General features: G+C 37.3%; 9 protein-coding genes and 2 tRNA genes. 6 read left to right on the forward strand and 5 right to left on the reverse strand.

Annotation, left to right across the window (positions count from 1 at the left end):
- Positions 1-162: 162 nt before the first annotated feature.
- Both IPH66_09140 and IPH66_09145 read left to right on the forward strand, forming a co-directional pair.
- Positions 163-3,372 (forward strand): PD40 domain-containing protein, encoded by a 3,210-nt coding sequence (locus IPH66_09140; protein ID MBK7129513.1) that lies wholly within the window; start codon positions 163-165, stop codon positions 3,370-3,372.
- A 5-nt stretch (positions 3,373-3,377) separates the two neighbouring features.
- On the forward strand, positions 3,378-4,136 hold the full coding sequence (locus IPH66_09145) for a leucine-rich repeat domain-containing protein (GenBank protein ID MBK7129514.1): 759 nt from the start codon (positions 3,378-3,380) through the stop codon (positions 4,134-4,136).
- Here the strand turns inward: IPH66_09145 and IPH66_09150 are convergent.
- From IPH66_09150 to IPH66_09160, 3 genes are all read right to left on the reverse strand, one after another.
- Positions 4,104-4,667 carry a lamin tail domain-containing protein gene (locus IPH66_09150; GenBank protein MBK7129515.1) on the reverse strand — a complete coding sequence of 188 codons (564 nt, stop codon included), beginning with the start codon at positions 4,665-4,667 and terminating at the stop codon, positions 4,104-4,106. The two genes, IPH66_09145 and IPH66_09150, sit on opposite strands and share 33 nt — an antisense overlap.
- 126 nt (positions 4,668-4,793) lie before the next feature.
- A complete protein-coding gene (locus IPH66_09155) occupies positions 4,794-5,420 on the reverse strand; it encodes a hypothetical protein (protein MBK7129516.1) in 627 nt (208 codons plus the stop codon).
- Positions 5,421-5,549: 129 nt separating this feature from the next.
- Positions 5,550-6,191, reverse strand: a complete 642-nt coding sequence (locus IPH66_09160; protein MBK7129517.1) for a protein-L-isoaspartate(D-aspartate) O-methyltransferase — start codon at positions 6,189-6,191, stop codon at positions 5,550-5,552.
- 199 nt (positions 6,192-6,390) lie between these two features.
- Between IPH66_09160 and IPH66_09165 the strand changes: the two genes are divergently transcribed.
- Entirely contained in the window at positions 6,391-9,972 is a 3,582-nt protein-coding gene (locus tag IPH66_09165; protein ID MBK7129518.1) for a SpoIIE family protein phosphatase, read from the forward strand.
- A gap of 324 nt (positions 9,973-10,296) precedes the next feature.
- On the forward strand, positions 10,297-11,775 hold the full coding sequence (locus tag IPH66_09170; protein ID MBK7129519.1) for an oligosaccharide flippase family protein: 1,479 nt from the start codon (positions 10,297-10,299) through the stop codon (positions 11,773-11,775).
- 12 nt (positions 11,776-11,787) lie between these two features.
- On the opposite strand, the gene IPH66_09175 is transcribed toward IPH66_09170, so the two are convergent.
- Entirely contained in the window at positions 11,788-12,324 is a 537-nt protein-coding gene (locus tag IPH66_09175; protein ID MBK7129520.1) for an ATP-binding protein, read from the reverse strand.
- Positions 12,318-12,920 (reverse strand): nicotinamide mononucleotide transporter, encoded by a 603-nt coding sequence (locus IPH66_09180; protein ID MBK7129521.1) that lies wholly within the window; start codon positions 12,918-12,920, stop codon positions 12,318-12,320. Before IPH66_09180 ends, IPH66_09175 begins: the two co-directional genes overlap by 7 nt.
- A 260-nt stretch (positions 12,921-13,180) precedes the next feature.
- Between IPH66_09180 and IPH66_09185 the strand changes: the two genes are divergently transcribed.
- A tRNA-Gly gene (locus tag IPH66_09185) sits at positions 13,181-13,253 on the forward strand.
- Between the two features lie 140 nt (positions 13,254-13,393).
- Positions 13,394-13,467 (forward strand) — tRNA-Arg (locus IPH66_09190).
- Positions 13,468-14,035 lie beyond the last annotated feature (568 nt).

Below are 14,035 nucleotides of genomic sequence, written 5' to 3' on the forward strand. Positions count from 1 at the left end.
AGAATTTCTAAATTTGATACTGGTTGCTGATTTATAAAAATGATTCATTAATAAAATAGGGATCTGAAAAATGATCAACAGAACCATATTTGAAAATAATAAAACGGATATATCAACGAACTGATGTATTCAAGAAGCACACTAAAACTCAATTATCTAGACATGAAATCACTGTTATCATTTGTTCTAATGCTTTCAGCTTACGGAACATTCGCACAAAATTTATGGATGCGTTATCCCTCTCTGTCGCCTGACGGGGCTAAAATAGCATTCAGTTATCAAGGTGACATTTTTGTTGTTGATGCAAAAGGCGGAACAGCACTGCAGATTACAGCGCATCAGGCACATGATTTCAGACCTGTATGGAGCAATGACAGCAAAAATATTGCGTTTGCATCTAACCGATATGGAAATTTTGATGTGTACTTGATAAGCGCTGAAGGTGGCACCCCTGCCCGACTTACATTTCATTCAGCTAACGATTTGCCGTATGAATTTACACCGGATGGAAAAAATGTCCTATACGTTTCTTCTAGATTGGATGCAACAAATTCTGTTCAATTCCCCTATGCCGGATTACCCGAAGTGTACAGCGTACCCACAACAGGGGGGCGTGAAAAACAATACATGACTATTCCCGCTGAAGATTTTCAATTCAGCCCTGACGGTAAAAAAATTCTGTTCCACAATAAAAAAGGATATGAAGACCCTTGGAGAAAACACCATACATCATCTGTAACAAGAGATGTTATTTTATATGATACCGAGACAAAGAAATTCACGCAAGTAACTGATTTCAGTGGAGAAGACAGAAATCCGGTTTGGATTGATGGCACTAGTTTTTATTTTTTGTCTGAAAAATCAGGCTGCTTTAATATCTGGAAAGGAACTAATGCTTCACCTTACTCACAACAAATAACTTCGTATACAAAACATCCGGTGCGTTTTCTTTCTTACTCATCAGTAACACAAACCTTATGCTTTGGATATGATGGTGAAATATACACATTCAAAGACGGACAAAGTCAAAAAGTAAATATTACCATTCATAAAGATGAAGTACAAAATGCGACCAAATATTTGCAGGTAACTTCAGCCAGCGAATTTGCGGTATCGCCAAATGGTAAAGAAATTGCTTTTGTATTCAGAGGAGAAGTTTTTGTTACATCTGTTGAATTTGGTACCACCAAACAAATCACATCAACACCTGAACAAGAACGCAGTATTAGCTTTAGCCCTGACGGAAAAAAAATTCTGTATGCCGGTGAGCGCAATGAGAGTTGGAATATCTATGAAATTTCAAGGGTAAACAAAGACGAGAAAAATTTTTACAACTCCACCCTATTGAAAGAAACCGAATTGGTGAATAATGGAGAAGAAACTTTTGATCCAAAATATTCACCTGACGGAAAAGAAGTAGCATTTTTAGAAAACCGTACAACGTTAAAAGTTCTCAATCTCGACACAAAAAAAGAACGCGTGGTACTGCCGGGCACATACAATTATTCTTATGCTGACGGAGATCAATACTTCACCTGGTCACCTGATTCAAAATGGTTATTGGTGCAATTTTTTGAGTTTGAAAGATGGACCAGTGATGTTGGTTTAGTCAATGTCAGCGGAAAAGAAAATCCCATCAACCTTACTCAAAGCGGCTACGGAAATGGTGCACCAAAATTTGCCATGAACGGTCAAATGGTATACTACACAACAGATAAATACGGATATCGTTCACACGGAAGCTGGGGATCAACTGAAGATGTTGAAGCTGTTTTTCTCACGGAAGATGCATACAATCAATTTACAATGTCTGAAGAAGAATATGCAAGCTGGAAAGAACAAAAACAAGATGAAAAAAGTGAGGATTCAGATGATTCAAAAAAATCAGAAAAGAAAGATTCATCTGACAGCGTTGAACCCTTGGTATTTGAAGCTGAAGGACTTGATGACAGACGAATCAGACTCACGATACATTCATCAGCCCTTGCAGATTTTGTTGTAGATAAAGATGGTGAAAACCTATACTACATGACCGTTTTTGAAGAAAAATATAATATCTGGAAAACCAATTTCAGAAAGAATGAAACTGCTATGTTGAGTAACACCAACAGTTCACCATCATCACTGCAATTCAATAAAGAGCAGAGCAAACTATATTACAATAACAATGGAAAAATCATGGAGCTTGACATCAACGCCGGAAGCTCAAAACCTATTTCATTTTCATCAGAGATGTTATTCAATGCATCAGCTGAACGCACTTACATGTTCAATCATGCCTGGAGACAATTGCGTGAGAAATTTTATGTAGAAGATTTGCATGGTGTTGACTGGGACATGTATAAAACAGAGTATCAAAAATTTCTTCCCTATATAAATAATGGATTTGATTTTGCTGAAATGCTGAGTGAATTACTTGGTGAAATCAATGCATCTCATACCGGCGCCAGATACAATGAAACAACGCCTGATGCTGACGCAACGGCGAGTTTGGGTTGTTACTATGATGAATCATTCTCAGGAAAAGGTTTGAAAATTCTTGAAATAATGGATAAAAGTCCGTTGAATACTGAATCAGATAAAATCATTGCCGGAGTAATCATTGAAAAAATTGACGGCATAGAAATTACTGAAAACATGAACTACTTGCCTTTACTCAACCGCAAGGCCGGAAACAAAATTTTAATTTCATTTTATAATCCGTCAACTAAAGAGAGATGGGAAGAAATAATTAAACCCATTTCGCTCTATGAAGAAAACCGGCTGGCCTATGAACGCTGGGTAAAACAGTGCGAAGCGACGGTAGAAAAACTTTCTGAAGGTAGACTGGGTTATGTTCATATTGAAGGAATGAACTCAGGCAGTTTTAGAGAACTATTTGATAAAGCACTCGGCAAATTACACAAAAAAGAAGCCTTGATTGTGGATACACGATTCAACGGCGGAGGCTGGTTGCATGATGATCTGGCAACTTTTCTAAGCGGTAAACTTTACATGAGTTTTGAACCACGAGGACAAAAAAATATGGGCGGTGAACCTATCTGGAAATGGCAAAAACCTTCATGCGTTTTGATGAGTGAAGGCAATTATTCTGATGCGCATTTATTTCCATACACATACAAATCATTGGGTATTGGAAAACTAATAGGCATGCCGGTTCCCGGAACAGGAACAGCCGTTTGGTGGGAGCGCATGATTGATGGAAAAACCGTATTTGGTATTCCGCAAATTGGAATGAGAAGTACGACTGAAGGATTTTTAGTGGAGAATCATGATTTGATGCCTGACATTCTGGTGAACAATGAATATGAAAAATTCATCTCCGGTGAAGATCAACAGTTGATTGCTGCTATCAAAGAGTTGCTGAAATAAAGCACATGACAAAAACAATGCAAGGCAGTATTCAGGTTGGAGCTTTTGCTGCCTTGCTTTTTCTTTTTCTATCCGGATGTAGTTTGATAAAAAGTACCGGGCATGTATCAGGTAAATTAAATTTGTCACACAGCCATCTAACTGAAATCCCTGCTTATGTTTTTAATCTCACCGGGCTGAAAGAATTAGATTTGCATCACAATCAAATTGATTCAATTCCTGATGAAATTGGGCAACTCGTAAATCTTGAAAGATTAATTGTCAGCAGAAATAATTTGAAATGGATTTCACCTGAAATTGGAAAGCTCAAAAATTTAAAAAAACTGTCTTTGAAAGCCAATGAGCTGGATGTAATTCCGGCTGAGATTGGACAATTGACAAACCTAAAAGAACTTTGGCTTGGTTTCAACCGAATCAATACCCTACCCGGTGAAATTGGTGATTTGCAAAATCTCACGCACCTCTATTTGGATTATAATCAATTGACATTTTTACCCAATCAAATTGGCAAATTGCAACAACTAGAACACCTTGTACTAACGCAAAATGACTTGGAAACATTACCCCCTGAATTTTATCTACTCACCGGTTTGATTACACTTGACATTGCCTACTGCGGCCCCATGATAAAATTAGACGAAGCCATTTGTGATTTCAGATTATTAGAAACACTTTATATTGATGAAGGTACTTTAACTTTTGCGCCTCGTTGCTTAACTATCAGAGCCAATTCACTCGACAGATTCAGCATAGTGATCAAATGAACGATTGGTAACACCCGGGCTAGGTTTGCTGAAAGTTGACCACTCGTTGCTTCCGTCAGATGTGCGACCGTAACTGTATGCTTTTTTTACATCCTGATCATACGTCACTTCATCTACTAAAACTTCGTGATGATAGAGTGAAATTCGTTCTCCGTTACCTGACAATTTAAATGGAGCATGATTAGTTCCGTTTTCAGGTAAACCATCACACCAAATCAATAAAAAATCACCCGGATTCAACATGGTATCAGGCAATACAAAACGGGTTGGATTATCTTTATCATCACTCAATGTCCACTCTTCATTGCTCAAGTGAATTGTTTCTGATGAAGCATTGTACAATTCAACCCAATCTGCACTTTCTCCATTTTCATTTTGCAAAATTCCCTTTGGGCTGTATTCATTAATGACAAGACTAAGTGATTCATCAGAATTTTCATCAGGCATAGAGACAAGATGCGATCGCTCACGCAATTCTTCACTGCATGAAACAATCAACAAAGACACCAAGACAACTATCAACGACTTCATACCTTTCAGTTTTGATACAAAGTTCACTCAATAGTCTCACTGAATTTTTATGATAAGGTTATCAAATTGTTGCTATTACAAAAAAATAAGACTTCTTTTTTGAGCCCAAAACATAGTTAAACTTGATTAATATTCTATCGTGTAGATGAATTCTTCTCCGGGTTGAAGGGTGATGGTGTCAAGATACTGGACAGAATTATAGTAAGAGTCAATTAGCCAGTAGGAGATGACATAATCAGTTGCAAAAACCTGACGAGGAGAAGAATTACTGTAGCAACCAGTAAATGCATCACCATTAAAATCTACTTCATCCTCGCCAAAGTGAGGATCTCCATAACTTGGATAATCAAGCATTTGGTGATTTACATCGTTGCATTGATAATTTCCCGGAGCCGTACAATCAAAATGATAGGTTAAAGTAGCGTACGGAATCACCTCAAACGTGAACTGGTTATTCTCTCCATTTAGTAAGGGTTGTTGATCATTAGCCAGCCAACCTGAAGACGATGCAACACCCACAGTCACATCACTTGAAACCGGATGAGAAATAATGGTATCAAAATAACCGAAAGCATTCGTTTGAAAATAACTCATTTGACCATCAATTCTAAAGTAAAACTTGCAGTTGGCAATAGAATCACCGGTGAAATAATTGGTTGATTTAATCTGAAATGATGTGGTCTGCATTTCCTCTTTTTTACAGGATACAAAAAACATGGACAACAACAGGGCAACGTAGGAATAAAATTTCATAAGGCAATTTTTAGTTTCTGTTTCTTCAGTAAATAAGATTACTGATTACACTTCAAAACTACGCAGATGAATAAGTGCAGAAAAATTGAATTCCGCACACCTGAAAAAAATTTGCAAAAATTGCAAAAACTATTTTGCGGTATCTTTCAACATGGGCACAAAACTGAAGGTTCCGAGTTGTTTTACTGAAACACCTTGTTGATTTTTTTCAATGAGTTGCATGATTTGATTTTTGCCCTCACCTACCGGAATAATCATGCGTCCACCGGGTTTTAATTGTTCAACCAAATCTTCAGGAATAAATGGTGCTCCGCAAGTTATGATGATTTTATCAAACGGTGCAAATGCAGGCCAGCCTTTGTAACCATCTCCAAACTTTAGTTTTGGGTTGAATCTGAAAAAATCAAAAATTGGTTTGGGTTTTAAATAAAGTTCTTTTTGTCTTTCTATAGAATAAACTTTTGCACCTAATTGGCAAAGAATAGCAGTTTGAAAACCTGAGCCGGTTCCAATTTCCAAAACCTGATCTCCCTTTTTTATTTCTAATAATTCAGTTTGAAACGCAACCGTATAAGGGTGTGAAATGGTTTGTCCTGCACCAATTTGAAAAGCAATATCAGTATACGCCTGTTCAGTGAATACTTTATCAAGAAACAAATGCCGGGGTATTGTATTCATGGAATCTAAAACATTTTCATCTTTAATACCTTTCAATTTCAGGCTCTCAATCAACTGCCGGCGCAGTCCTTTATGTCTGTATGTGTCTTGCATGATATTTTTTGAAAGCAGTTAATTCATTTTTTCTAACAGGATGCTTCACTCCTGAAAGAATTATAAAATTAGCATGTCTTACCTTGCGCTGAACCTACATCACCCAAAGAATATTAACAATGTACTATTGGTATTCAGCGTCATGCGCATGATTTGCAGTTGAATTGAATATTTTACTAAATTAGAGTCTTGTACACCAATGAAAAAAACTGCGCATTATATTCTTTATTTCGCTTGCTTTCTCATAGCAGGATGCGGTGAACCTGTGTCTGAAAAGAAAATTGACACATCAGAAGATGATCTCACAGAGGTAACTGAAAATTTAGACAGCATGCTCACCGGAAAACCGCTGAGTTGCCGGCCTCTCTTACTTTCGTCAGATACATTACCTCCACCAATAACTGTGAAGGCAGGCGTTGCTGAGCAAGATAGTGCAAATAAAAATGTTCATCCAATTAATCCGCCGGATATAAAATTATTGTCATCTCATTTAATTACTTATTATCCGGGAAAAGATACCTTGAAAGAACCTCTTATTACACAAGCCAATGGGCGTGTCAGACCATTCAGGCATACCCAGCCGCAGCCTGCACTTGCGCCGGCTTTCAAAGATGCTGCTACATACAATTTACAATACATGGATGTTGATCAGGGATTAGGCTCAAGCTATGTTATGAATATTGTTGAAGATTCTCGCGGCAATCTCTGGTTTGCAGATTGGGCATCCGGCGTATCTATGTTTGATGGAAAATCATTTATCCATTTTAAAGAATCTGAAGGATTTCTAAGCAACTATATATGGACTATGCATGAAGACAGACAAGGTAATATGTGGTTTGGTTCTGACGGTATTGGTATCTGCAAATTTGATGGTAAACTATTTACTGAGTTTAATAAAAGAGATGGACTGGCCAGTGATTTGGTTCTTGATATAGCTGAAGATGATTCAGGTAATCTTTGGTTTGCAACTAGTGAAGGCGTAAGTATGTTTGATGGAATTAATTTTACAACGTTTACTACTGAACAAGGACTTAGCAATAACTACGCTACCGGTTTGCTTTTTGATCATAACGGTGATTTATGGATTGCCACTGATGGCGGCGGACTAAATAAATATCATGGCACATCTGAAAAAGGATTTACTCATTATACAACCGGTGAAGGATTGCCTACTGATAATCTCTCTTCTCTTTTTGAAGACAGCTATGAAAATATCTGGATAGGAACCTTTGAATACGGTGCTTGTTTGTTTGACGGATATTCGTTTTTCACCTATTCAACTCAACAGGGAATGAGCAATAATTTGATTTATTCAATTGATGAAGATGCGTATGGAAATATTTGGTTTGGCACAGATGGCGGTGGTGCATGCATGTTCAACCGGTCAGCTTTTGTTTATTTTTCAGAAGCAGAAGGTTTAAGCAATAACATTGTTCGTTCTGTTCTAAAAGATTCTGACGGCAATATTTGGCTGGGCACTTTTGGATCAGGAGTAAATAAATACAATGAAAAATCTTTTGAAAATTTCACTGATCAACAAGGGCTGAGTAGTTCTATTGTAAGAGATATTGTGGAAGATAGGAATGGAAATTTATGGTTTGCGCAAAACACGGGGGTAAGTAAATATGACGGAAAATATTTCTACCATTATTCTACAGATAACGGATTAAACAACAATACCATCAGAGCCATTATTGAAGACCATGAAGGTAATTTATGGTTTGCTACGCACGGCGGTGGAGTTAATTTATTTGACGGAACCAATTTCACCTATTTCACCACCCGAGAAGGGCTTAGCAGTGATGAGGTGTTATGTCTTTATGAAGATTCAAAAAATAGATTGTGGTTTGGAACCAATGGAGGTGGCATCACCATGTATGATCACGAAAATTATTATCATATCACCACCGAACAAGGATTAGGAAATGATATTGTGCGGGCAATTATTGAAGATAAAAATGGGAATATCTGGTTTGGAACAAATGGCGGAGGTGCTGACTGTTATAACGGTGAAACCATTACACACTATACTCAGCGTGAAGGGTTGAGTGAAGATTACATACTTTGTTTTTTTGAAGATAGTCAAGACAGATTTTGGATTGGAACAGAAGGAGGAGGAATCAGCCTGATGGAAGATGATACCATCAAAAAAATTTCAGTGGGAGAAGGATTATCCAACAATATTGTTTGGTCAATTGTTGAAGATCTCAATCAAAAATTCTGGGTGAGTACTGAGCATGGATTAAACCTGATTTCATTTGATGAAAATGATGAAATTCAAATCACCCAATTTGGAAAACTTGATGGCCTCAAGGGAGTAGATTTTTACCCTGATGCAGTTTGTCTTGACAGCCAGAACAGGATATGGTGGGGAGGTGGAAAAGCTTTAGCCATGCTTGATTTGAACAAATATGAACAAATCACAGATCCACCAAATATCCATCTAACAGATATTAATCTGCAACAAACTTTTATTGATTTTAGAAAACTGCGTGATTCTGTTTCAGTAGGTAAAAGAGTTTATTTGAATGATGAATCTGATATTGTGCTGAACAAAATAAAATACAATGATGTTCAAATTTTTTCTAATGTACCTGTTGATCTTGAGTTACCTTATAATATCAACCACCTCACAATAAATTTTTCAGCCATTGATTGGTCAGCTCCACATAAGATAAGATATCAATATAAACTTGAGGGGTTAGAAGAAGAATGGAGTCCGGTTTTGGAAGAAAACAGAGCCATTTACAGTAATCTTCCATGGGGACATTACACCTTCAAAGTAAAAGCAATTGGCGAAGCGCAAGTATGGAGTGATGTATTGGAATATCCAATCATTATTCATCCACCGTGGTGGTTTACTTGGTGGGCGTACATTATTTATTTTGTAGCGGGTGTTGTTGCGTTGATACTGATCATTCAATGGCGAACAAAAAAACTGGTACAACATAAAAAAGAATTAGAAACGCTGGTATCTGAGCGCACAACAGAAGTAGTTCAACAAAAAGAACTTGTTGAGCAAAAAAATAAAGAGATTACAGATTCTATCACCTATGCAAAACGAATTCAAGAAGCTATTCTGCCACCGGGTAGTATGTTGCATAGCACCTTGAAAGATGCCTTTGTTTTATACAAACCAAAAGACATTGTTGCCGGAGATTTTTACTGGCTTGAAGAAAAAAATAATACCATTTTGCTGGCGGCTGCTGATTGCACCGGACATGGGGTACCGGGAGCTATGGTTAGTGTGGTTTGCAACAATGCACTAAACAGAGCAGTGCGTGAATTTGATTTGAATCAGCCGGCGCAAATTTTGAATAAAGTCAGAGATATTGTCATTGAAACTTTTAACAAATCAGGTGAAGATGTGAAAGACGGAATGGACATTGCGCTAGTTTCATTTTACTTCAACAACGACACAGCTGAAATACAATATGCCGGCGCAAATAATTCGCTTTTTGTTATGTCAGACGGAGCTTTAAAAATCATTCCCGCAGATAAGCAACCGATTGGAAAATACGCCTTGACAGAAAGTTTCACCAACCATGAACTTAAATTGAAAAAAGGTGACACCATTTATATTTTCACGGATGGATACATTGATCAGTTTGGTGGTGAAAAAGGAAAAAAATTAAAATTTCAAGGCTTCATTGATGTATTACAAAAAATACAAAATCAATCCATGAAACAACAGAAGAAACATCTGGATGATTTTTTCTCCAGCTGGAAAGGCCCACTAGAGCAAGTGGATGACGTCTGCGTTATTGGAGTCCGACTGTAAGGAGGACGAACAAAAACGCATTGACGTCATCCATCCCGACTGAAGTGAAACGGAACGTCGGGATTCGTTAAATGATCACATACCTTCGTCTGCGTTATTGGAGTCCGACTGTAAGGAGGACGAACAAAAACGCATTGACGTCATCCATCTGCAAGCGCCAGCCTTTTGCTCGTAAACCACCAACTAAAAAAAGTAACATGAAAAATTTTTAACTATTGTTAACTATTCAAATCTCAGCAAACGAAATAAGAGCATTACCTCTAATACATTGATTTTAATTTATGATCTTTACCCTAATTTTGTAATCACAATTAGAAAATCCCCGTGGGTATAATCCAACGACAAGCCTTGCGCAACAGCATCATTCAATTCGCCGGTTCCATAATTGGCGGAATTTCGCGCATGTTATTACCTATTGTTGTTCCCGGAAAGGCTGAGTTTGGTTTGCTGGGCGTGCTTGATTCAATTTCAGGAATTTTTGTAACAGTTTTTAGTTTAGGATACAATACCATTTTACATCAGCTTTTTCCAAAGTATCGCGACGATGAAAGAGGGCATCATGGTTTTTTCATGCTGGGTATTTTATTGTCATTGATTGGTATTGGAATCAGTTTTATCATCTATTATTTTTTCGGTCATCATCTATTAAACAGTGATACGGATTTGCAGTTATTTCAAAAATTTTCTCTGCTTGTCTTTCCCATGATTTTTTTCCGCATTCTATTTTTTAATGTGGACGGATACACCAAGATGTTGTACCAAACTTATATCGGAACTTTTCTAGATACTTTTCTTAGCAAAATCCTTATCGTTGCAGCCATTATCGCCTATGCTTTTCTGTGGATAGATTTTGAGCGATTTGTTTATTTGTACGCATTTACATTTTGTGTACCGGGCTTGCTGGTATTATGTTTTGCTGCGCTGAAAACAAAAAAAATCACCCTGCCTTCAAAAAAATTATTTGAACCTGCTGAGCGTAAAAAAGTACGAGAGTATATTTTGTTTGGTATACTCATTGGCGCATCAGGGTCTATTGTTATTTATATTGATCAGCTCATGCTCACTAAAATGATTTCACTGGAAATGGGCGGTGTATATACCCTATTCTTTTTTGCTGCGCGATTTATCTTGATTCCTGCTAACAGTATTCTTAAAATTGCTCAAGTAATTCTGGCCGAATCATGGAAAAACAATGACATGAAAAACATCGGTGATGTGTATGAAAAGAATTGTGTGAATCAATTGCTTATTGGTGCATTTCTGCTTGGTGTAGGTTGGGCCGTGCTTGATCCGATATTGCAATTACATCCAAAATTTCTGGAGTATGCGCCTTATCAGAATCTCTATCTCATTCTTGGAACCGGCATACTAATTGAAATGGCAACCGGTGTGAATACCGCAGTGATTGGCACATCATCCATTTATAAATACAATATGTATTTCAATCTAGTGCTGGCGGTATTAGTTATTATATTGAACTACTATTTTATCAAAGAATGGAATCTAACCGGAGCCGCCATGGCATCAGCTATTGCAATGACCATCATCAATTTTGCTCGCTGGTATCTGCTCTATCGCAAATACGGGTTACAACCTTTCAAATTACCTTTTGTGAAAGCGTTTATTTTTTCTGCTGTATTTATTATCCTTTGTATTTTACTCCGGTACGACATGAATCCGTATTGGAAAATTCTCATCAACGGAACAGTACTCACAACTGTTTTCTGGGTATTTGCAATTCTTTTCAATCTTTCAGATGACGTGAATAACTGGGTGAGAAAAATGAAGACGAAATATTTTTAATTATAACGGCGTCTACGGTAAATCATGATAATTTCCAGAGTCCAATAATCTGTCAATAATTTCCACTGCTTTTTTCAATCTGGTTTGATGATTTCCGCTCAAGAGAGTAAACGAATAATTCATTTGTTTTGTCTTGTCAAGATACAGTTTGAGTAGCTCATCTCTGTCATGTTCATTTTCACGCAGGGGATCAGGTTCCCATGGAATATCTGTATCACAAATAAAATAATGATCAAAATTTTGCTTTGACAAGGCTGACTGAATTTGAGATGATACAAAACCAAATTTCACTTCAGACCAGATACACATCACTAACATTTCAGTATCAGAAATCAAAAGATTTTTTTGATTTTTAGCAGCTAGTTCAATTGCATTGAATTGTCCATTTGCAATGACATCCAAATCAGTGGCAGTATAAATTCCTTTTTGATTTAGCAAATATTCTCTCGCAAATTCAGGAATAAAAGAGATGCGATAATGTTTGGCAATATCTTCTGCAAGACTTGTCTTTCCACATGATTCGGGTCCGGTGACTGCAATTTTCAACATGCGGATTTTTTTTGCTGATGATATTGTTTAGTCCAAGCAATCAAACCATAGATTGCCATCAACGAATAAATGATATAGAGGAATGCTGTGAGGTAAAGTTCTTGATATGCGAAAAGAAAAATGGCGGCAAAATCAACCACAATCCAATAAATCCAGTTTTCAATAATGCGGTGAGCAGTCATGAATGTTGCAATTAAACTAAACACGGTAATGGCTGCATCCAGGTACGAACTATTTTGCGTTGTAAAATTTTCAAACGTGTACCCTAACAAATACGTGACGATAATTCCAAGAGCGAGTAAATACAAGTGTTTACGATATCCCCACCAGATCACTTTCACGCGCTTTGTTTGATTATTTTTCCAATTGATCCAACCATACACACTCATGAAAATATAAAAAACCTGCAGACCGGTATCAATAAAAAAACCACTACTGAAACAAATAAACACAAACGTTGCGCTGGATATTAGGCCGAACAACCAGCACCAAATACTGCGCGCCGCTGCCAAAACCACATAGAGAATGCTGGTAAAAAAAGCCAGCCATTCAATGATTGAAGTTTGAATTGCTGCCTGAATAATCTGATCAAACATGATAAACTCAAAGATACATATTGTAACGCTTTCCGGCGCGAGAACATTATTACAGAACTAAATTACAACACCTACTTAATCTCAAACAAAGATTTTTTTACCTTTGTTCCCATCATTAAAGAATCAACGGATTTTTAATAGGCGGGAATAGCTCATCCCGATGTTCGCATCATTCACAAGTGAATGGCGCTCAATCGGGATCAATTTACTTGCCTTAGGGGCTTCGTAAATTGAGTTGCTGAAGATGATTTTATATTCAGGCGGGAATAGCTCAGTTGGTAGAGCATCAGCCTTCCAAGCTGAGGGTCGCGAGTTCGAGTCTCGTTTCCCGCTCAAACAGTCGACTTGGAGTCGGCTGTTTTTTTTTGCTTGAAAACTCTTTTCTACCAAGGGTTTTTGAATGATTCATGAAGATTTTTATAAAAATAAATTGCCAAATTTGTTTTGAATGTAGTAACTTTGCACCCGTTAATGGCTGCGTAGCTCAACTGAATAGAGCATCTGACTACGGATCAGAAGGTTTTAGGTTTGAATCCTAACGCGGTCACTCTGATAAGACGCTTCCCGAAAGGGCGGCGTTTTTTTTTTTTCAGGCTGAGCCGACTTATACAGTGCAGCTGTCAGTGGAACTTGAACCGGATTCAATCAGATTGATTTAAAGCAAGAATATTTCTGTGATTGATTATTTTAATTGAAGATAACAGCTAAGGTATTGGATGTAGATACATATCCGCAATTTGGGTTTGGGCTAAAGATAAATTTCCTTCCCAGCATATTACTCGTGATGCGCAGCAGGTGATTCGATTTCTCAAAAAACCAAGACACAGTGTGAGTTGGAGCGTGAGAGTGAGAAAAAAAAATCAGAGTTCGTGTTTCGCTCTCGCTCTCACACTGATTTTATTAAATAATGGATTTCGTTTTTGTCCTGAAATGGACTTGAGGATTCGTTTTCTCAAAAAACCAAGACACAGTGTGAGTTGGAGTGTGAGAGTGAGAAAAAAAATCAGAGTTCGTGTTTCGCTCTCGCTCTCACACTGATTTTATTAAATAATGGATTTCGTTTTTGTCCTGAAATGGACTTGAGGATTCGTTTTCTCAAAAAACCAAGACACAGT

This window comes from Crocinitomicaceae bacterium (genome assembly GCA_016708105.1).
Lineage (GTDB): Bacteria > Bacteroidota > Bacteroidia > Flavobacteriales_D > Crocinitomicaceae > JADJGJ01.